Annotated in this window: 17 protein-coding genes and 1 pseudogene; 2 read left to right on the top strand and 16 right to left on the bottom strand. The window is 60.9% G+C overall.

The window, feature by feature from the left end; all coding sequences use genetic code 11:
- Window positions 1–39 precede the first annotated feature (39 nt).
- Genes IWX88_RS05125 through IWX88_RS05095 form a run of 7 tightly spaced genes read right to left on the bottom strand, consistent with a single transcriptional unit; the run spans window position 40 to window position 6717 of the window.
- A complete protein-coding gene (locus tag IWX88_RS05125) occupies window positions 40–1701 on the bottom strand; it encodes a CDP-alcohol phosphatidyltransferase (RefSeq protein ID WP_196827976.1) in 1662 nt (553 codons plus the stop codon).
- Window positions 1698–2444, bottom strand: a complete 747-nt coding sequence (locus IWX88_RS05120) for a RibD family protein (protein WP_196827974.1) — start codon at window positions 2442–2444, stop codon at window positions 1698–1700. Before IWX88_RS05120 ends, IWX88_RS05125 begins: the two co-directional genes overlap by 4 nt.
- Window positions 2441–3439, bottom strand: coding sequence for a lysylphosphatidylglycerol synthase transmembrane domain-containing protein (locus tag IWX88_RS05115; RefSeq protein WP_196827972.1), 999 nt, complete (start codon window positions 3437–3439; stop codon window positions 2441–2443). The genes IWX88_RS05120 and IWX88_RS05115 overlap by 4 nt, the downstream gene beginning before the upstream one ends.
- Window positions 3436–4275 carry an SAM-dependent methyltransferase gene (locus tag IWX88_RS05110; RefSeq protein WP_196827970.1) on the bottom strand — a complete coding sequence of 280 codons (840 nt, stop codon included), beginning with the start codon at window positions 4273–4275 and terminating at the stop codon, window positions 3436–3438. Before IWX88_RS05110 ends, IWX88_RS05115 begins: the two co-directional genes overlap by 4 nt.
- Window positions 4272–5345, bottom strand: a complete 1074-nt coding sequence (locus IWX88_RS14185) for a glycosyltransferase family 4 protein (RefSeq protein ID WP_196827968.1) — start codon at window positions 5343–5345, stop codon at window positions 4272–4274. The genes IWX88_RS05110 and IWX88_RS14185 overlap by 4 nt, the downstream gene beginning before the upstream one ends.
- Window positions 5342–5740, bottom strand: a complete 399-nt coding sequence (locus tag IWX88_RS05100; protein ID WP_196827966.1) for a 6-carboxytetrahydropterin synthase — start codon at window positions 5738–5740, stop codon at window positions 5342–5344. Before IWX88_RS05100 ends, IWX88_RS14185 begins: the two co-directional genes overlap by 4 nt.
- Complete coding sequence (locus IWX88_RS05095; protein ID WP_196827964.1) at window positions 5737–6717, bottom strand: zinc-binding alcohol dehydrogenase; 981 nt, start codon at window positions 6715–6717, stop codon at window positions 5737–5739. The genes IWX88_RS05100 and IWX88_RS05095 overlap by 4 nt, the downstream gene beginning before the upstream one ends.
- A gap of 81 nt (window positions 6718–6798) precedes the next feature.
- On the opposite strand from IWX88_RS05095, the gene IWX88_RS14180 reads away from it, so the two are divergent.
- Window positions 6799–7578: a CDP-alcohol phosphatidyltransferase family protein gene (locus IWX88_RS14180; RefSeq protein WP_196827962.1), complete on the top strand. Its 780-nt coding sequence runs from the start codon at window positions 6799–6801 to the stop codon at window positions 7576–7578.
- A gap of 604 nt (window positions 7579–8182) precedes the next feature.
- On the opposite strand, the gene IWX88_RS05085 is transcribed toward IWX88_RS14180, so the two are convergent.
- The 5 genes and pseudogenes from IWX88_RS05085 to IWX88_RS05075 all read right to left on the bottom strand — a co-directional run bounded on the left by IWX88_RS05085 (window position 8183) and on the right by IWX88_RS05075 (window position 12280).
- Window positions 8183–9421, bottom strand: coding sequence for an IS256 family transposase (locus IWX88_RS05085; RefSeq protein WP_196827960.1), 1239 nt, complete (start codon window positions 9419–9421; stop codon window positions 8183–8185).
- A 268-nt stretch (window positions 9422–9689) separates the two neighbouring features.
- Window positions 9690–9884, bottom strand: a pseudogene (locus tag IWX88_RS13775) (IS30 family transposase); the annotation flags it as partial.
- Window positions 9885–9913: 29 nt separating this feature from the next.
- Window positions 9914–10771 carry an IS3 family transposase gene (locus IWX88_RS05080; protein WP_255525913.1) on the bottom strand — a complete coding sequence of 286 codons (858 nt, stop codon included), beginning with the start codon at window positions 10769–10771 and terminating at the stop codon, window positions 9914–9916.
- A complete protein-coding gene (locus IWX88_RS14175; RefSeq protein WP_370568242.1) occupies window positions 10768–11130 on the bottom strand; it encodes a transposase in 363 nt (120 codons plus the stop codon). The genes IWX88_RS05080 and IWX88_RS14175 overlap by 4 nt, the downstream gene beginning before the upstream one ends.
- Window positions 11131–11275: 145 nt before the next feature.
- Window positions 11276–12280, bottom strand: coding sequence for an IS30 family transposase (locus tag IWX88_RS05075; protein ID WP_196827957.1), 1005 nt, complete (start codon window positions 12278–12280; stop codon window positions 11276–11278).
- A 141-nt stretch (window positions 12281–12421) separates the two neighbouring features.
- Here IWX88_RS05075 and IWX88_RS05070 point away from each other — a divergent pair, with 141 nt between their 5' ends.
- The gene (locus IWX88_RS05070; RefSeq protein WP_196827955.1) at window positions 12422–13003 is read left to right on the top strand and encodes a recombinase family protein; all 582 of its coding nucleotides are present in this window, start codon (window positions 12422–12424) and stop codon (window positions 13001–13003) included.
- A gap of 24 nt (window positions 13004–13027) precedes the next feature.
- Here IWX88_RS05070 and IWX88_RS05065 read toward each other — a convergent pair whose 3' ends face one another.
- The 4 genes from IWX88_RS05065 to IWX88_RS05050 form a co-directional block, all read right to left on the bottom strand.
- Complete coding sequence (locus IWX88_RS05065; protein ID WP_196827953.1) at window positions 13028–13606, bottom strand: hypothetical protein; 579 nt, start codon at window positions 13604–13606, stop codon at window positions 13028–13030.
- 156 nt (window positions 13607–13762) lie between these two features.
- Entirely contained in the window at window positions 13763–14626 is an 864-nt protein-coding gene (locus IWX88_RS05060) for a GIY-YIG nuclease family protein (RefSeq protein ID WP_196827951.1), read from the bottom strand.
- Window positions 14627–14683: 57 nt separating this feature from the next.
- Window positions 14684–17527, bottom strand: coding sequence for an N-6 DNA methylase (locus IWX88_RS05055; RefSeq protein ID WP_196827949.1), 2844 nt, complete (start codon window positions 17525–17527; stop codon window positions 14684–14686).
- A gap of 404 nt (window positions 17528–17931) precedes the next feature.
- Window positions 17932–20649, bottom strand: a complete 2718-nt coding sequence (locus IWX88_RS05050; RefSeq protein ID WP_196827946.1) for a TrlF family AAA-like ATPase — start codon at window positions 20647–20649, stop codon at window positions 17932–17934.
- Window positions 20650–20683 lie beyond the last annotated feature (34 nt).

The following is a 20683-nucleotide window of genomic DNA, read 5'->3' as shown; positions in this document are numbered from 1 at the left end:
GTCCGGGGGCTGAGGGACAGGTGAATGTTTGGGGGCCTGCTACCGCTGGAAAGCCGTGAGAAAACGATCGCGGAATTCATCCATCCGCCACAGCGGCGCGTTCGGCGAGGGAAGCATCCCGGGATCCCACGCCCACGACGAAATCCGATCGATGACCGCAGGATCTTTGGAGATGACGCTGATGGGCACGACGTGGTTGGCGTCCGCCCCGCTGACCACCGCAGCTGGCTGGTGGTCGCCGAGCACAACCAGAACCAGATTGGGGTTGTCGTACGTCGTGAGGAAAGAAAACAGGGTGCTCATCGAATACTCAATGGATCGGCCGTAGAGCTGCTGCACGCGCTGTGCGCTCTGCCACACCTCGCTCGGTGCCAGCCCCTGCGCGGGCTGCGGGTCATAGATCGCGCCGTCCCCAATCGAGTCCCAGGGCACCTCATTGGGCAGGGGGGTCCACGGTGTGTGCGATGACACGAAGTCGATCTCCGCCATCAGCGGTCGGTGTGGTTGAGCAAGTTCGGTTTTCTGCACGTGGGCCAACGTGAATTGGTCCGGAACCCGCGCGTAGCTGAATCTCGGGCCCCGGTATCCCATGTTCGTTGAGTTGATCTCGGCGTCATAGTGATAAAAAGATTTGCCGACTGGCCAAGGTCGATCGTTCGAGGGGACGACGCTCACCGTGCGCCAGCCCGCTTTCTTGAACGCCGAGCTCAGGGTGAGTCTGTTCCCCGAGGTCACCTGGTCGTACTTGTGTTGCGAGTCGATCCAGAGACCGGTTTGGAGGGTGGAATGCGCGAGCCAGCTGATTCCCCCGAACGTGGATGAGGTGAGAAAGGCACTGCGTTGTGAGTAGCCGTGCGCGGCCAGATCCGCGGTTCCCTTCACGAGCACGTCGTTGACACCCTTCGAGAACGCCGTGTTTTGCACGGCGACCTGGCCGTAGCTTTCGACGAACGCGACGATCACGTCTTTGCCCTTCAGCCCGCCAAGAAGATCGGATGCTGGCACGTCCGCGAAAGCATCCGTTGCAGCCGCGCGCTCAAATGCCGCCTGCTCTGCCACCGCGGTCGTCACCTGATCGGCCTTCGTCACGGTCATGCGCACGGTATCTGCCGCAGCGACCGGTTGCCCTGGCACGATCTGGACGCCGACCAGCGCCAGCACGATCCAGGCCGCCGCGACGGCGCTTGCCCCGATGCGGGTTATGCGCGCTCGCTGACGGATGACCGCAGCAAGCTGGAGCAGCGCTCGAGTGAGGACGAGAGCGACGACAGCAGCGGCGATCCCGAGGAGCCCAACGATCACGGGCGCAACCGCGGCTCCGGTCGAGTCGCTCATTACGCCATACGCACTGGCCAAATCCGGCCAACCGGTGACCACGTTGAACGGTTGACCCACGGCCAAAACGAACCCACGATCGAGTGCGGCACCGAGGATGGTGGCGATGAAGACCAGAGCAGCGAGGCTTGCAACGATCCGACGGACGGGAGTCCAGGGCAACACTGCGAGAATCACCAGCGCGAGAATCGCTTCCAGTGGCACCCGCAGCAGCGCGAGCGCGGATCCGGAACTGATGACACCTGGAGCGTTTACGCCGAGCAAAACGATCACAGCGGAGCTCGCGACACGCACCGGAGTTCGCATCGATGCTCGCACCGCTCGCAGACGGTCGGTGCGCGGGCCCCGGGTAAAAAATGCGGTCACGGTATTCCAATTCCCACCGGCGGCCCACTGTGCCACGGCGTGTGTGCGGCATCATGGGCCGCGAATCGGGTCGAAAGCGCGTACCGCATCAGCACAACATCCCCGATCTGCCGCACGTCGGCGAGAGTGGCACGACGGTCGCCAGCCCACGGGAACGCGGCATCACCGACGAAACGCGGGGCCCGGGAGTCGCCAACGAACAGTGGCGCCACAACCAAATGAAGTTCATCGGCAAGATTCGCAGCCAAGAACTGGGTGTGCACGGTCGCCCCTCCCTCGACCATCAGCTCGCGAATGCCACGATCCGCCAGGTCAGCGACGAGCTCGCGCATCTCGACTTCGGCGCCGAGGCCGACAACCAGCGCTGAGTCACCGAGGTTCTGACGGATGCGTGCCGCTGCCGAGGTTGGGCAATACACGAGTTTCGGTATCTCGCCGGTCGTGAAAAATGCCGCGCGCGGATCAAGATCGCCTGTGGTGGTCACCGTCACTTTCCACGGCGAGTGTGGCAGCCCCGCGGCCTCTCGCCGCGTCCGGTGCGCGGGGCTCCGCACCAGTAAGCGCGGGTTATCCCGCCGCACGGTGCGTGCGCCAACCAGAATCGCATCACTGTGCGCGCGCACACCGTCGACCCGGTCGCTGTCCTCTTTATTGGACAGCGTAAGGCGCGGGGGATCCGCCGTATCGAGATATCCGTCGAGAGAAGTTGCACTACTCAGAGTGACGTAAGGCAGCTCGCTCACGGTGACGTCTCCAGGTCTGGTGTGACGAGCACCGGCCTCGCCTCCAAGCGGTCAGAGGCGCGCCTCCGGATCACCGAGACCAGCGTCATGACTGCACCGGGTGCGACGGCGATGATGGTCAAAACTCCAAACAGTGCGGATGCCGCGACCCCGGCCGAAGCGCCGAGCCCGGCCACGGCGAAAGACCAGCCGGCAATCCCCTCGCGGGGGCCCCATCCGCCGATGCTGAATGGAATCGATGCTCCGAGCAGAACCAGCAGTGCGAGCACGAGCAGTTGGCTGCCAGACACGGTCACTCCAATGGCCGCCGTCGCAATGGCAAAGGTCGCCACATGGCAGGAGATCACGATGACCGACGCGACAGAGACCTGGGCCAGTGCGCGTGTCGATCCGAGACCCGCATGCAGCTCTCGCACTTCCCGCATCACGGCGGCTCTCCCGCGCGGGTAGGGCAGTACTGCTACCGCAAGTGTGACCACGATGATGCCGAGCACGACCGCGACACCCGCGAGGAGTAACCCGACGAACTGTGCACCGACAAAGAGGAAAATTATCAGCGAGAGGGATATCTGCACAAGTTGGCCGGCGGTGCGCTCGATCACGACCGCGCGAGCACTCTGCGTGATGTTCCCGGCGCTCTGGCCGTGCCCGACCGCGCGGTGCACATCCCCCACGATCCCACCCGGGATGACCGTGTTCAGAAATTGGGACTGGTAGTACCGGCCAAACGCGGTTGCCCAGGAGAGGTCGAGCCCGAGCCGAGTGGCGATGACGCACCAGCGCCATGCTGCGGCAGCTGTGGCGACTGCGGAAAGCGCAAGGGCCGCAGCGATTGTGCCTGCATCGATGCTGAGGATGCCCGTGAGCAGCGGCCCGGTTCCCACATACGCAATCACTGTGAGCAGCGCTGCAAGGCCGACGACCAATCGAATGGTCACGCGAAGCCAGCGCGATCGCAGTGCCGCGCGCAGGCGTGAGGGTTCTGCGGGCGTCATGGACTCGGCCAGGCCAGAACATCCACATGATCGACGAGAACGCTCAGTCCCCCCAGTTCGCCCTGTTCTCCCAGTTCGATCTGGGCCAAGCGATCTCGGCGGTAGCGGTCGGCTTCGGTGCGCAACTGGGGGTCCTGTTCCACGGCAGCATCGACCCACCCGCAGAACCATTCGCCCAGCAGCCCGGACTGGTGGTGGTCGAGCCGCCACTGGGTGGTGGTCTTGCACACCTGCCAGCCGGCCTCGGCGAAGAGTCCGCTGGCAATCGGTGCGCCGTACCGGCCCAGCTGGCGTCGTCCATTCGCGTCACGCAATTGATGCGCGTTGAAGGCGCTCTCGAACGCCGCGTCACGCTCGTCTGCCGGGTCGAAGTGCACGCCACCGGTCACACTGAGCAAGAACAGCGCGGGAGCCCTGGCTGCGATGCACGCGCCGACGATGGTGTGGATCTCCGGCGACGTGAGCACATCGAGAAGTGCCGATGCGGTAACGAGAGATGCCCCGGCCAGGTCTTCCGCGCTCAGGTCGACGAGATTCCCGGTGCGGCCGAAGACGGAGATTTCGGCGTTGTCACGGTCGGATGGACGCGCCTGTGTGATGGCCTGCCCGGTCAGAAGCGAGCTCCAATCGTGCAGAAACCAGCTCTGCGGTCCCGGAAGAAGAGGTGCGAGCCACCGCATCATCGAACCGGTTCCGCTGCCGAGGTCATGCACTACGACCGGGCCTTCGGTGAGCAGTGCGGCGGCGGCACGGGCGAGGTCCAGCGATCGGGCCACCGCGTCTTCCGGCTCACGCAGGTCGAGCCAGTCACCACTGGTCTCGAGGATTTCACTCATGCCCACACCGCCGTTCTGCTGTGCGACACGTCTGCGCTTTGCGACACGTCTCTGCTATGCGACACCTCATGGAGCACCGATTCGATTCTCGACACGGTCGAACGCCATGATCTGACAGTGGCTCTGGCCTCCACCGCGGCAGCGGTAAGTTCGGTTCGAACCGCTTCACTCACCCACCATTCGCGCAATGCGGCTTCCAGCGCTTCGGCATCGTCTGCGGCAACCAACATTGCCGCACCGCTGCTCGACACTGCCTCGGGTATGCCACCAACGCGGGACGCAATCACCGGGATGCCCCGCGCCAACGCCTCGGCGATGACCATGCCGAAACTCTCCGAGCGCGACGGCACAACGACGAGGTCCGCGCGCCCGTATGCCGCATCCAGCGCCGCGCCCTCGAGCGTGCCAGCGAAATTCACTCTCGTCGCCAATTGCGCATCTCGCACGGTGCGCCTCAGGTCGGCCACAAAATCCGGTGCTGTCGTGACGGATCCCACGAATGTGCAGGTCCAGTCGCTCACCCCCGTGAGGTGCGTCAGCGAAGCAATGAGAACGTCTTGACCTTTGTGCGGTGCGACGACTCCGACGCACAGCAGTCGGCCACCGGCCGGTGACACCTCCGTCATCGTCGCCGGATCGGTCCCCGGATGGGCGGTGACAATATCTTCAGGGCGCACGAGGATGCGCGAAATGAGCTCGGAGCGAGTCCACTCACTCGTCGCAATGACACGATCTGCCCACGTCAGAGCGGCTGATTCGACCATGTGCGCGAGAACGATCATCCGCAGCCTCGGCGACTGCACTGCGAGGGCGACTGATTCGCGCACGGCGATGAGTCCATCGATGAAGACCAGGGCACCATCGGGCAGCTCTGCCAGCACCTGCGCCGCGAGTAGCCCGCCCTCCACGATCGGAACCATCCGCACGTCCCAGCCGGCGCTGCGAAGTCCGTCGCGCACATGCCGGTCATAGGTGTTGCCACCGCTCACCCTCTGCGGATCGTCGATCGCGTCGGGGACGACGAAATGAACCGCGGTGGCTGCTTCACTGACGGTGGCTGCTTCACTCACAGTGATCTCGAATAGCTCGCCCACGCGATATGGGATTCATGCAGCGTGACGAGGAGTGATTGCAGCTGCTGGCCGGCCCCCAGAGTTCCGTCGTGCACCCGTTCGGCGAGCCGGTCAGCGATCACTTGGCAGAGCACTTCGGTGGTCGTGTTGCTGCCCTGCAAGTCGGGCTCGTCGTCAAGGTTGCGATAGGTGAGCGATCCGGTGATCTCGCCGAGGATTTCGGCCGCTCGACCGATGTCGATCACGACACCTGACGCATCGAGGGCTGCTGCGCCGAAGGTGGCATCGACGATGAACGTGGCTCCGTGGAGCCGCTGTGCGGGCCCAAAGGATTCACCGGCAAAGCTGTGGGCGATCATCATGTGGTCTCGAACGGTTACCGTGAATGTCATGCGGCGTCTCTCCAGTCGATCGTGTGGCACAGGTCAGTCCGCGATCCGTCGGCGAGGCTCGCCATCACCTCGGGCAGAGCACGCCATGAGGATTCGCCCGTGAGCAGCGCATCGAAGGCGGGGTCGCGCAGGAGTTCGAGAGCAAGCAGGAGCCGGTCGTGAGTGGTGCGGGATCCTCGTCGCGACGGCGCGACAGCTCCGACCTGACTGGATCGAATCGTCAATCGTCGCGAGTGGAAGTCTGCACCGAGCATCAGCGTTGCCTGGCGATCCCCGTACCAGCTCGCCTCGATCACCGTGCCGTCGGTCACCACCGTCTCGAGAGCGAGCTGCAGCCCGGAGCCGGAGCCGCTCGTGTTGATCACGATGTCCCGGTCCGCCGGTGCATGTGCCGCGTCTGAGAAGCTCACGCCGAGCTGGTCGGCGACCACTTTCCGTGCCGGGTCAACGTCGACGAGCGTGACGGAGACACCCGGGATGCCGCGTGCGAGGCGTGCCACGCAGCATCCGATCATCCCCGCACCAACGACTGAGATTCGGTCGCCGAGCATCGGGGCGGCATCCCAGAGCACGTTGATAGCCGTTTCGACGGCACCGGCAAGAACCGCACGCCGCGGCGGGATGTCGTGAGGCACTGGCGTGACCGCGGTGGCTGGCACAACAAACGCAGACTGGTGGGGATAGAGCGTGAAGACCGTAGATCCCACGAGAGAGTCGGGACCAGTGTCCACCACCCCAATATTGAGGTAGCCGTACTTGACCGGCCCAGGGAAGTCGCCCGCCTGGAACGGGGCGCGCATACGTTCGCGTTCGCTGTCCGGCACGTGCCCGCCGAAGACAGATGCCTCGGTACCGCGACTCACGCCGGTGAAGAGAGTGTTCACCAGCACATCGCCCTCGTTTATCGGCGGAAGGTGCTCGAGGCGAAGTGCTCCCACCCCCGGTTTTTCGATCCAGAAGGCGATTGCTTCGAGCATTTTTCCTCGCTTTCATGAACGCCGGTTTCTGAATAAGGCCTTCTCAGTTAACAAGTGTCCCCTCATAGACTCCTGAGAGGGATGGCTCAGATTCAATTCGCATCGACCGTGACAGCCGTGGGCGGCGCAATTTTCGTGAGCCTGCTTGCGGCGCTCAGCTACCTCGTAGCGTCAAACATCCTGCTCGTGCGTGCACTGAGAAAACGACCGGGCACCCGATTCGGGCAAGCCAATGTGGTTACTGCGGCGCGGTCTACTCTGGTGGGGGTCATCACCGGGATTGTCGTTTTATCGTTCTTCGCGCCAGTGCCAGTCTGGATCGTGCTCGCTCTGGTCGTGCCTACCCTGCTGCTCGACGCGGTGGATGGCTGGGTCGCCCGGCGCACGGGATCCGCGAGCGAACTCGGTGCGCGGTTCGATATGGAGGTCGATGCCTTCCTTCTGCTCGTGCTGAGCGCCTACGTCTCGCAGACCCTGGGAATCTGGGTGCTGTCCATTGGGCTCATGAGGTACGCATTCGTGGCCGCCGGATGGATTTTCCCCTGGCTGCGTCGACGACTGCCATTCCGATACTGGCGCAAGGTCGTCACTGCGGTGCAAGGCATAGCGCTGTCCATCGCCATCACCGCGGTACTGCCCGTCGTCAACGCGGTATGCGTTGCTATTGCGCTTGCGCTTCTGATCGAGTCGTTCGGTCGAGATGCCCTGTGGTTGGTCGCACAGCGAGTGGCGGAGTCACGCCGCGCGGCGGTCGCGCACCACGAGGGCAACGGTGACGGCGAGCACAATGATGCCGATGCCCTCGATCACAAAGGTCTGCGGCACCAGGAAGAGGCTCCAGATCGCGGCAATACCGAATAACCCGACGGTCAGAGCGAGCAGGAGTGCGAAAAAACTCGCGGCGATAAATAGCAGCCCGAGAACCGATGTGAGCAGCAGCAGTCCATTGCGGAGGGCGAGCATCCCGACCCCGAGCACGATCCCGGCGATTCCGTTGAGTACGAAGAGCACTCCGAGCACTCCCCCGGTGCCGTCGAAGACGAGAAGCAGATGAATACCCCCAGCCGCAATGAGGATGATCGCGCTGAGGATGCGCATGACCCGCGAGAGGCCTTGGCTAGTGTCGGTCATCTGATCCACCGGTTCCCATCATGTTGTTCGCCAGCGTAAGTCACATCGTCCGGATGTGGGCCGTATTGGACGGGATGTGGACCGCCCAGAGCCAGGGAGACAGCAGCACCAACCACCCGGTGCCCCCACAGGGACTCGAACCCCACTGCAACTCCTGACAGCATACTGAAATCGATCAAAACTCCTGGAAACAAGGGGTTCTTGGGTGATTGGGACCATGCTTGATCTGGCTCGTTTGCCCACGAGTGTGGGCAAAATGTGGGCAGATAGTCGATGTCCTGTGGGTCAAGTCCTTTTGCGTGGTGTATCTGAATCGGTGTGATCCTTCGGTGGGTCAGGCGGTGAGGGCGAGGTCTGGGGTGGCCTCCTCGGTGGTGTTGGTGGTGCCGGCGGTCTGTGATTTCTGGAGGGCGTCGAGGCCGAGGTAGCGGCGGGATTCCGCCCATTCGTCGTGTTGCTCGGCGAGGACAGCGCCAACGAGGCGGATGATCGCGTCACGGTTGGGGAATATCCCGACGACGTCGGTGCGGCGTCGGATCTCGCGGTTCAAGCGCTCGTTGGGGTTGTTGGACCAGATCTGTCGCCAGAGCTCTTTCGGGAACACGGTGAACGCGAGGATGTCGGCACGGGCGGCGTCGAGGTGGGCGAACGCTTTCGGCAGTTTGTGTTCCAGAGCGTCGAGGACTCGGTCGAATTGGGCGTGGACTGAGTCCGCGTCGGGTTGGTCATAGACGGAGTGCAGCAGTGTTTTCACCCAGGGCCAGGAGGACTTCGGGACGGTGCTCATCAGGTTCGCGGCGTAGTGGGTTCGGCATCGTTGCCAGGACGCTCCGGGCAAGGTCGCTGCTGTTGCTGCGACAAGTCCCGCGTGGGCGTCGGAGGTGACGAGCATCACCCCGGTGAGTCCTCTCGCGGTGAGGTCGCGGAAGAACGCTAACCAGCCGGCCCCGTCCTCGGTGGAAGCGACTTGCAGCCCCAGGATCTCGCGATGCCCGTCACTGTTCACGCCGGTGGCGACCATGACTGACACGTTCACGACTCGGCCTCCTTCGCGCACTTTCATCGTCAGGGCGTCGCAGGCGACGAACGTGTAGGGGCCAGCGTCCAGGGGCCTGGTGCGGAAGTCTGCGACATGCTCGTCGAGCTCTTTCGCCATCACGGATACCTGTGATTTCGACAACGAGGTGATCCCGAGGGAGTCGACCAGTTTCTCCATCCGACGGGTCGAGACGCCAAGTAGGTAGCAGGTCGCCACAACCGTGGTCAGGGCCCGTTCCGCGCGGCGGCGGCGCTCCAGTAGCCAATCGGGGAAGTAGGTGCCCTGCCGCAACTTCGGAATCTGGACATCGATCGTTCCCGTGCGGGTGTCGAAGTCACGGTGCCGGTAACCATTGCGCCGGTTGATTCGATCGTCCGACACGGTGCCGTAAGCGGCACCGCAGACCGCGTCAGCATCCGCCGACAGCAGGGTATTGATGAAGGTGGTGAGCATGTCCCGAAGCAAGTCCGGGGACGCCTGCTCGAGGTGGTCGTCAATGAAGCGGGCAGGGTCGATACTGGGTGCGACGGTCATCGTCGTAGTTCCTTTCGAGATGGGTTTAGAAGGTTCTTCTCGAAGGATCACGCGGTGACCGTCGCCATCTCTGACGACACGCTCGCCCGGATCCGATACACCACGTTAAAGGACGCAACCATCCCCGACCTAACCCATCTCGGGTCCAGCGCGGCGGCGGCCGCAGTTTACGTTGTAAGACGTGCTGGAGCCGATTCGCTTTGGACGACAAATCGCAGCGAACCCCTATAGCTTTCGTAACGCACACAGGACTTGATGCTTGGCGAATTCAGGCGGTGGTCGCAACACCATTTTGATTTGTTGGGTTCGAGAGTAGCTCGGCGAGGACTTCTGCGGGAGTGCGGTAGCCGTGGCGCTTGCGTGGCCTGGCGTTCAGTTCCGCGGCAACATTGTCCAGGATCCCGGGCCCGTGGAAGGAGAGGTTGGTGCCCTTCGGGAAGTACTGCCGCAGCAGTGGAGTGGTCCCCGAAAGTTGGACTCGGTAATGGAACTCTATGTGGTGGCGGTTGTTTGGGCGCGGTACTCGTCGGGGCTGAGGTAGCCGAGCCGCTGTTGAATTCGGGTGGTGTTCCACCATCGGAGGTAGTCAGTGAGACCTTCGTGAAATTCGTCGAGAGTTTCGGGTTTCTGGATGCGGAACCATTCCTCCTTGAGATGACTGAAGAATCCCTCCATGACGGCGTTATCCAGGCACGTGCCCTTGCGAGACATCGACTGGGTGAGCCCGGCGCCGCGCAATGTGTCTCGCCAGAGGGTGTGGCGATACTGGAATCCCTGGTCGGAGTGGACGAGGGGTTTCTCGCCGGGGCCGAGAGCGTCTATTGCCGTGCGGAGGCCGTCGGTGACCATCTTCACGCTCGGAGAGGGCCCCGCCGTGGCAGAGATGATCCGATTGTCGTGGAGATCCAGGACCGGCGAAAGGTAGACCTTGGTAGCGCCGATGTTGAACTCGGTCACGTCCGTGACCCACTTTGTGTGTCTGGATTCTGCGGCGAACTGGCGGTTCAACACGTTGTCGGCTGCCTCCCCGACCTCGCCTCGGAACGAGTTGTACCGTTTACGCCGCCGCACCGGGCACTGCAACCCAAGCTCGCGCATCAGTTTGAGCACCGTCTTTTTAGACACCGTCCACCCCTGTCGGAGCAGAACAGCACGGACGCGCCGGTGCCCGTAGGCACTCTTGGCCGCCTCGAATGCGCCACGGATAGCTTCCTTGATACCGGCCCGAGTGTCGCTGCGGTTAAGCCTGCGCCGGTGGTCGTAGAACGTCGACCGGGGAAGGTCCGCGAGCTGCGGCAACAGAGGTAACGGGTAGTGCGCCTTGAGATCATCGACAGCTTGAACTTTCAGCGTCGTTCCTGTGACCTCAAGGCCCGCAATTTTCCCAAATAGGCGACCTCAGCGCGAAGCCGTTCGTTCTCGACCCGCAGCGTCTCGATCTCGGACTTCGGAGGGGAATCCCTATGATCGGTTGGCGGTCTGCCTCGCCGCTTCGGGAGGAGCCCATCTTCCCCGTCACGCCGATAGATGCCCGTCCAGGTCGCCACGGTATTGGGCGACGGAAGGCCATACTCCTCTGCCAGAGCCCTCCCGGACTCACCCCTGACATGGCGGCGCACAATTTCGAGCTTGATCTCGAAATCGTACTGTTTTCGGCCTCTCGTCACCAATGCCCCCGAACCTCGTAGCTGCCATCGCTGATACAACATTTGGACCGGAGACCGGGCAAGGTCAAGAGACATGGCCACCGACTTCGCAGTGAACCCCTGCTCAAACATTTCGACCGCCGAAACGGCGTCGGAATGACTCAACGTGCTTTTCAAGTACATCTGACTACTCCCTGAAGATGGAACCCTAAATTAGGTGTCCAACTTTCGGGGACCACTCCAGCAGCCCGTTCGTATTCTCGTTGCTGCCCCGTTGCCAGGGCGAGTGCGGATCGCAGAAGTAGATCGGCATCCCCGTCGCCATCGTGATCTGTTGATGCTTGGCCATCTCTCGTCCCTGGTCCCAGGTCACCGACTGGCGCAGCTGCTCCGGGAGAGTGTTCATCGCCTCGATCATCGCCTCGATCATCGCGGCGGAGACAGTGGCTGCGGTGTGATCCCCGGGTAGATGCAGCAGCATCACGAAACCGCTTGTCCGCTCGACCAGGGTCCCGATCGCCGACTTGGTCGACGTCGAGCCGATGATCAAATCTCCCTCCCAATGCCCGGGAACAGCGCGGTCTTCGATCTCGGGCGGCCGGTCGGAGATCATGACCATGCCCTTGAGCCGTCCCGGACGTGGGCCGTCCGGTTTCTGTGGGCGGCGCCGCGCACGCCCAGATCGCAGAGCGGTCGCGATTTCCAGGCGCAATGAGCCGCGGCCTTGCACGTAAAGGGCCTGGTAGATCGTCTCGTGGGACACCTGCATCTCCACATTCTCCGGATGTTCGAGCCGCAACCGGCCCGCGACCTGTTCGGGGCTGAACCGTTCGGTGAGCATTGATATGACCTGTCCCCGTAACGCTAACCCGTCCAACTTCCGGGCTCTCGGCCGGCGGGCTCGCGCCCACGTCTGCTCCTGCGCGAACGAGGGGACATACCGGTCATAGACGCGGTTCCTTGCCACCTCGCGGCTGATCGTCGACGGCGCCCGGCCCAGCACCACCGCGATCTGCCGCACGCCTTGGCCGCGGGCGAGTTGGAAACCGATCTCCTCCCGCTCCCGCAACGACAAAGACCCGGGACGAGTGACAGCGAAATTCTGAAAAGGTGATGGCAGCACTTGCCGATCTTCGCCGAGCCACCGATACGCGGTCGCCCGCGACACCCCCGCGGCTCGCGCCGCGGCCGACGTTGGCAGCCCCTCATCCATTCCCTTCCAGAACGCCAACCGAACACTCAACGGCGACCACGGTCTACCCATCGACAACACCCACTAGAACTCAGGGCGTTGCACTCACCACCTGAATTCGCCTTCAGTACTCACTGCTAGTTACGAGACACCTGGAGCGTTGTGACGAAACTGATCGGTTACGCGCGCCTATCGACCGGGCCGCAATCGACGGATCGGCAAGAAACCGATCTGCTCGCCGCCGGCGTCCGGCGCGATGATCTCTACATCGACCAGGGCGTCTCAGGCGCTCGTGCCTCCCGCCCGCAGTTCGATCGCGCCCTCACCGCGCTCGAAGCAGGAGACACCCTCGTCATCACAACTCTGGACAGGCTCGGCCGATCAACGCAGAACATGCTCGACTTCGCTCAAGGGCTCCGCGACCGTGGCGCGGGCCTTCGCGCGTTGAACCTCGGCGGTGGCGACGTGGACACCTCGACCCCGATGGGATCGATGCTCTTCACGATCATGGCGGCTCTCGCGCAGATGGAGCACGATATCAAGCGCGAGCGGATCATCGACTCCGTCAGCAAGCGCCGCGACGCCGGGAAGGATCTCGGCGGACGCCCACAACGCGTCACCGACAGCCAGATCCGCAGCGCCATCCGCCTCGTCGAAGGCGGCGACCCAGCCGCTCAGGTTGCCCGTGATCTCGGAATGTCGCGAGCGACGTTCTACAGAAGATCTCGAGCTCTCGCCGGTTAGCAGAACACTAGCGACGTGGAGCTATTACCAGCTCGGCAGGGCTTTGCTCCATGGGTGATTAGGTCGCAGCCCAACCCGCGCGGCGTCTTCGGCGTAGTCATGGAACTTTGGCGGCAACAAGATCGGAACCTGGTCGGTAGGTTCACCGAGTGTCGACCAGGCGTTCTCGTAGCGGGCGAAAGTCGGTAGCGTCACACGGGATCGCTCAGGCCCGACATTTCTTACACCGGGGGCTATCCCGGGTTCGGTTAGCCAGTTCATGTGTTCGATCCATGCCGCGGCCGCGACGTGGTCCCTCGGCACGATGAAGAAGCGCAGTGGCTCTGTCACTAGCTCGTCGATTGCCACCATCACGAACCACTCTCGAGGGTGGAGGGCTGGCTGCTGAGACTTCTCTCCAAGGGGCCAAGACAATCGGTGCCCACGGCCGCGAGCGGCCTTCACTTGCACCTCCACCATGGTCCGGTTTCCAGACAGCTCGACTGCCAGGATGTCAGTTCGTTCCAGGCCATCTCTCGTCAACGCCGGTGCCCACCCATGCCGCGCAAGCTCCGCGGCGACGGCGTGCTCACCGATCGTCTTCGTCTGCTTCGTATCAGCCATGAGGGAAGCCTCTCACGTCGCCCCACGGACGATGGCAGCGTTACTGGGACCCACTTTGGAAATCTAAGCCGGACCCACTTCGCGTAAGTCGAGCTGCCGCCAGCAATCTGCTGGCCGAGCACCCACAGGGATAACCGGCCGATTTTGGTTTCGTCGTCAGTTGTGATTCATTCCGTGCTTGCCGGAATCTAGAGCGAGCTTCCAGAAGGATTCGCGCTTAAGAATTACTTCGGCCTTCGTCTTCGGATCGAAGATTTCCAGGATGGAATATTGGAAGTTCTCGATTATATGTGCGTCGCCTTTTTCGGCTCGAAGGCGAACAAGTTCCTTATTGCCACCCGTCAGGTTGCGAAGGTGAGCGTAGCCCGCCCATCTCTGCCAGAGCCCGCTTGCCTCGCCGGACGCGGACCCGACGTATAGCCGACCGTCGCTGAGGTCTGTGATGACGTAGACACCCTTAACGCTCGAAAGGGCGTCTTTCCAGCTCGGCTCATCGTTGGCAATGATGCGCTGGAGTTCGTGGTGGCGGAGTCGAACGTTCTGGAAGCCGGAGAAGGTTCCGAGCTTCACATCGGATGCCAGCTCGTAAATTTCCGGATTGAGTTTGCTTCCCTGCAATGACTCGTACCAACGAAGATAAACATCGCGTCCGACGGGTCGCTCCAACTTGATGATTAACCGTTTGATGTATTCGGAGTATCGATCGAGCTGCTCGAGGTCGTAGCCGTAACCGTGGTCCACCTCGGGGATCGACTTCTCCACCCGAAAGAACCCACCGAAGATGAAATATTGGGGACCGTAAGGGTAGTACTGCGCAAACGAGAGGACGTACTCAGCTCTATCCAGGTTGTTGTTTGTGCTCCCCGCTTCGCGGTGGCGAGTCATATTGAGCCACTCGTCAAGGTCGCTTCCTAAGAGGAGGTCCCATGCTTCCGCGCCGCCGATACCCGCGCGGATATTGAACTTCACCTTCGTCAGCTCAGGTTCGGCCACTGGCAAAAAATCAGTGAAGCGAATCATTCGAACTCCTCAAAATAAAGCTGGACACTTCTCCGTTGGGCTCCCGGCCTTAACGCGTCAGTTTACCGGGACAGCCACCTCGAACAGCGTCGTCACCGCCTCATCGATGGAGAGTGCGGTGCCGCTGGCAGAAAGAGCCTTTCGAACTGCGGCGCGTCCTTCTGTGAATCGTGTTGTCGCGGTGAGGTCTACAGACGCGGCCAACTTTGTTGCTTCATCCCCGAGCGACGCGAGTAGTGCATGAGTTTCGTGGTCGGGATCGTATCGAGGTATCGGAAGACGCCACGGAATCATATGTATGTGGCGAGCACCGAACAGACCTCGCGACTGTAGCTTCCCGATCCGTTCAGCAACGACGCCACTATTCAGGATCGCACAGAGGAAGTGCCCCTCCGCTCGGGAGGAAACGGGCAGCCAGTACAGGGTGTTGTCCACGATGGCGGAAGTGTCGCTGCAGATGGTTGCAGCAATCCTGTTCCCTGAACTCGAATAGAGGACTCGTATTGGCGGGGCGGGGAACTGCCGGTGAAGTTTCCCTTGCCAGTCGACCTGCTCGAGAAGAGATATAGCGCCTTGTTTCTTCCGGTCGCTCCACATTGACCCGAGCAATGACCATCTCTGGTGGAGCAGCTCGTGCTTGCGGATCTCGGTCGCATTCAACAAGCGACCGGCTCGTACCGGAAGCACGGTCTGGGCTGGCCATGCGATGCGGTGAGGGACGATCGATGACCCGAGGAGTATGGGGTGTACGAATTCTGACTCAATTGTGGTGGTGAAAGTCTCGACCTCGGACCATGGCTTCTTCTCGAGCGTCGACCGTGCACTTACGACAGCGGTGGTCCCAGCCGGCCGACCTAACGGGCCGGCTTCCTCTTCATTAACCATGAAGAGAACACGCGGCACGATCGTCGCGCCCTGAATTGGTGCTGTGGCGTAGGGCGACAGGTAAGTATCCTCGCCAGTCAGCTGCTGAATCGAGGCGCGCGTTTCAAATAGCTCGTCATGGCGTCCGGCCAGCTCTAGGACGCTCGAGGGAAGGGCTGTCGCATCATTGTTTGTCTTGACCCCGAATACGACGGCTGACGGAACAGGGAAAAGCGCCGGTCGGATTGCCGAGAGGTCCCATGATTCGCTGAACTTGGCCGTCACTTGGTCGGTCCCGTTATGCAGCCATTTACCGGCGCGGAATCCTGCGTATTGCATCCGAGAGAGGACAGCGAAGGGTGTGACGAAAGCGAAGGTTCCACCTGGTCGAAGGAACTGTTCGACCGTGCGGGCGATGAAGAGCCCAACAAGATCTTGATGGGTGGCAACTTTGCCACCCTCCCATAGGTTGCGGGATTCGCTCATGAGCTTGAACTGGGCCTGCATGCTCTCGGACATGAAACGGTAAGACAACCAAGGGGGGTTGCCGATCAGGCGATCGAGTTGGCGATCTGGCCGCGATAACCAGATGGGGCGAATCTGGTTGCGCACGAAGTAACCCCAGATGTGGTCACGGCCGGCAGCGTTCAGGTCGCAGAGCGTGTGGAAGGTCTCGGTCAGAATCGTTCGGTCTGCTGCGTCAGTCACTTCGTATCGCGTCAGCGTGTCACTTAGGAGCGGATATTTTTCGCTGGTGTCGGTATACGTCTGCGCGAGGGTGGCCAGTTCACTGACAAGAAGATCGAGAGTCGCCGGATCGCTGATAGCGGAGACGGGGATCCGTAGCACTTGACTGTCCGTGAAGAGAGCTTCGTAGGCTTCCGTGTCCACGGTAGCGAGGTCTTCAGCGTCGACGGGGATGCTGATCACGTCGCCGTCGAAAGCGCGTGAGCCTCGGCCCCACTGGATTGAGTCGCCTAAGTAGATGGGCACCGTTAGCCGGCGCCGGTCGCGGAGCCTGTCCGCACCGATCGCCAACAGGTATGTGACACGTGCGAGTACGACCGACACGGGGTGGATGTCCATGCCAAACACTCGGTCCTGGAGTTGGTCAATTGCATCTGCGTTCCGGATGCCGGCCGCCGCGGTGGCTTCAAGGTACCGACGGACGGCATGAAACACGAACGTCCCCGACCCACAGGCCACGTCGGCTACACGTTGGTTCAACGGATCGTCGACCTGTAGGTCAACTATCCGTTGGGCCAACCAGTCCTCGGTGTAATACTCCCCCAAATTTTTTCGGACCTCGGGGGTAATGACCGCCTCATAAAGTGCTTTGAGAACGTCGTGCTGCACGTGTGACCATTCGAACTGGCTAATCTCTCGAACAATGTCCATCACAAGCTCGGGGCCACCATCGACTTCGGCGGGCCAGTCGAAGAAGTCGGCCTCGACCACATTGGTAATTCCCGCTGTATGAAATTGGTCGCCGGCCAGCACAGCTTTGGCGCTCAGCGAAGCTGGTTCAAGCCCAACCACCAAATGAGCGATGACTTCTGCTTCGATAACAAGCATGGTGTGGTCGAGGAAAAGTTTCTCGTCGTCAGTGAATGCTGTTCCCAGCGCTGTGCGCAAAAGCCGAGCCCACAGTTCTTTCTTCAGGGAAACTTCCGGGCTGTGCCGGTTTTCTTCATAAAGCTTTTCCAGACGCGCCCGGTCAAAGAGAAATCGTGGCGAGCCGGAGCCGAGCCGCTCAATGATCCGCGGTTTTGTGGCTGTGAGCTTAGGGCCTGTGAGCAGTATTGCGTCTAGCCAAGTTTGCAACCGGTCGACAGAGTCATGGTCCCCGCGCGCAAGTTTGAATTCAGTGACAAACGCAAGTCCGTCACGGTGCAGAGCGTAGAGCCGCCACAGGACACCATCGGTGATGATGCCAGCGAAAACATCTCCTGTGGTGTCCATCTTGTTCTGCAAGTAACCCGCGAGTTGCGGTTCAGCATTCTCAACCGCATTCTTGACGGTCAAGTCCTTCTTCACTTCGATAATTAGCCGACCATATGAAATGTCGATTCGGCGCCGAGTTCCGTCCGCAGTCGGATCCTCAAGCTTGGCGACAGCCCCAACCAACAGCCCCAGATCTGCAACTGTGAGAAAAGACGCGATCGCGGAGTGAACGTCCGCTTCCGCTCGCCCGACGGTTCGTGATGCAAACACTCGCGCGAAGGTCAATAAAGGGTTTTCAACCACGTGATTCGCGCTCATTCCTGATTGACGATCCTGGGCCCGCTTTTCTACGAAGGGCATACCACAGATTAGTAGTGCAGAGTTTCTAGGCGGGCATGGGGCGATGGGGGTCTGCTGTCGATTTGATTCACTAACCCGATAAGTGGGAGCGTGCGAGCTTCCGCGCGTCGTGGAGATCGCAGTGTGTCCCAGGAAGGCTACGCGCGAACAAGCTTCTTATATCGCGCGACAAAGGCAGGTTCGCCGCCTTCCATAATCAAACAAATCGCCTCCCTGACGAGGTCAGACTGAATTGATCCGATGGCCGATGGATGAGGAACATTGGCGCCGTGTTCCATGACACAAACCAACTCCGCGTCAGCATTCACGACAACATTTGCGTTGTGAGTCACAACAATCACTTGTCTCGAAACTTTAGATTGTTTCAACGCACTCACCACGAGCTCAGAAATTAACTTGTTGTCGAGATCATCTTCCGGCTGGTCCAAGATGAGTGGGTCACTACTCATCTTCAAGATCACGGCCAACAGTGCGGCAGTCTTTTGCCCGGGCGAGGCTTGGTCGATGCTTTGAAAGGGGCCCCCCGGCGCCTCACGGTAGCGCACCTGAAGCCGATCTTGTGGGAACCAGAGATCAATTTCAGTTTCGAGATTGTGCGCATCCAGTGCGGCCAAATGAGGAAAGAACCGACCTTCGATTGTTCCCAACCAACCAATGAAGCTCGAGTCCGCTCCGTTGGTCCGAAGGTCTTTGAGGGCAGCCTTCAGCTTGTCGATCGACGCCAGGTAGTCGTTGTGCTGTGGATGAACGAGACCCGAGCGAAGTCCCGAACCTTTGGCGTATATCGCGTCGAATAGGGTCGGCTTGTTACTGAGAACCCGTAGATCGCTTTCGAGAGAGTCCTCGTCGGCCTGTGCGTACAGATCGAGTTTGATCTCAGAGCTTTCCAGCTTCGAGAGGGCAGCCTTTCGTGACCAAGTCAGGTTTCCCCGATGTGTTCGGATCTCTAGCAAGAGCGCTTTCGCCAACGCGACCTCTGAAACCTGTCGGGTTCGTGCGGATTCGACTTCTCGGAGCGACTGCTCGAGTGCAGTCTTTCGCTCAGCGAGCACCTCGCGACGCGATGCAGGATCTTCGGCGGTCTCTGTAGCTTCCCCATCCGAGTCCGGTGGCCTCAGCGTTGTTCGAATCTCTTCAACCCGCACCGAGCTTGGTGAAGGTGTAGTTGCCGACTCTAAGATCCACGTCTCGCGCGACGAGACGAGTCGAGCCAAGGCCGTCCTTGACTCCGCGACACTCGCTTCAACAGCTGCAACTCTGGCGACGACGGGCGCCCAGTTTTCCGTCAACGGTTCCTCCGGCTGCAGGGAATCGAAATCTGATAGCGCCTCCGAAATCGCGACCTCCAAACGGACAGCTGCCCGTTCTTGCACAATCGTTGCTTGTTCCTGTTTCACCAAGCCATCGAGTTCGCTGATGAGTGGTGAATTTATGATCACGTTGAGTTGAGCTAATTCAGCGTCAGCGTCAGCGAGCTCGCCACGAAGTCGCGCTTCAGTTTCGATAACACCGTCGAGCATCGAAATCTCAGACCTTCGAGTGCGGTACTCGTTACAGGACTGCGCGAAGCGCTCGTTCCAGCTCGGATAGTCAACATCTGGCTGCTGGTCCAACATCCGCAGCAGGCTTTGCGGACGCTGTGCAGTCTCGTAAATTTGCTTTTGGCTGTACATAACAACCGGGAACCTTTCGGTAGCAGATCCCGGTTCAGTCGCCCATGCGCCCTCACTCAGTACCGAAATTGTGGATGCGCCCGGGACGCTCCCCCGCCAAGCGATTTTGTACTTGCGTCCTAACTTTGAGAAATGCACCTCTATCTCCGTGGAGTTGCCCCAGAAGCGAGACTCGTCCGTCCGCCCCGGAGCCGGTGAAAAGTATGACTGATCCTCTTGAAGGCGGCTAGGCAACTCCTCGAATCGACCGAGCGCGAGGCGGACCAGTTCCAATATCGTCGACTTGCCAACACCTCGACCACCGATGATTGCGGGCATCCACGGACTGAATACCTGCTCGAATCTGGCCGAATCCTTAATGACGACTACCCGCGTAATGACGCTGTGCGAAAACGTATTTGGATTGTCCCCGCTTTCCGACGAGAGGCGTACCGAGTCGTCACCGTCAGAAATCGCCACCCTAAGGCCGCTGAGATTGGGATGCTCCATCTTGATCCATGAGTAATGGCTGCCGGGGAATTTCGCTTCGAGACCATCGGGTGCACCGTCACCGGTCAAATGGTGTGCATCTGATCCCAGAAGCGCCACCCATTTGAGTCCCCGTACCTTTAGCAGTCCGGCCGGCGTCGTCGCCTCGGCCGCGACAACGTGGCCGCTCTCGACGATTGGTCTCCGGCTGCGCTCATCAATCTGGAGGTACCCGCGAGTCTCGACGTGGGCCGGCACCGCCAAGCCACCGTCACGCACGATCTCACCAACCGCCTGCTCAAAGTTCAAAGTGGAGGTGGCATCGCTGCTGCCGGGACTTCCTTGAAAATTGCAGCGCGCGAGGAGGCGATCGACTCGTGAGGAAGGGGTATCGACGTCGAAAATGGCAAGCAGGTGATAACCGTCATTGACCGTCAATTCAACGCCTGAGAAGATGACAAGCTCACGGAAGCTTGGATCTCGTGTTTCCCTCAACGCTTGAAGTCGGCTCCTTGCAATCTCGATTCCTTCTCCAGTGTTGTGATCTGCCAAAACTAGGCCATCGATTCCCGCGTCCATGTAGGCCTGCAGCCATTCGTCGACGGTCACCGTCGACTCCGAACGGTGCCCTTCCTCAGCGCCAAAATCGAAGGACGAAGGCGAGTGAGCATGAATGTCGATCTTCCTCCACGAGGCGCCAGCTGGACGTTGCATGAGGTAACCATATCGAGAATGTCCAAGCGCTAAA

It is taken from the genome of Frigoribacterium sp. CG_9.8 (genome assembly GCF_015751965.1).
Lineage (GTDB): Bacteria > Actinomycetota > Actinomycetes > Actinomycetales > Microbacteriaceae > Lacisediminihabitans.
Note: the sequence above shows the minus strand (reverse complement) of the source record. Positions and strands in the feature narration are given on the sequence as shown.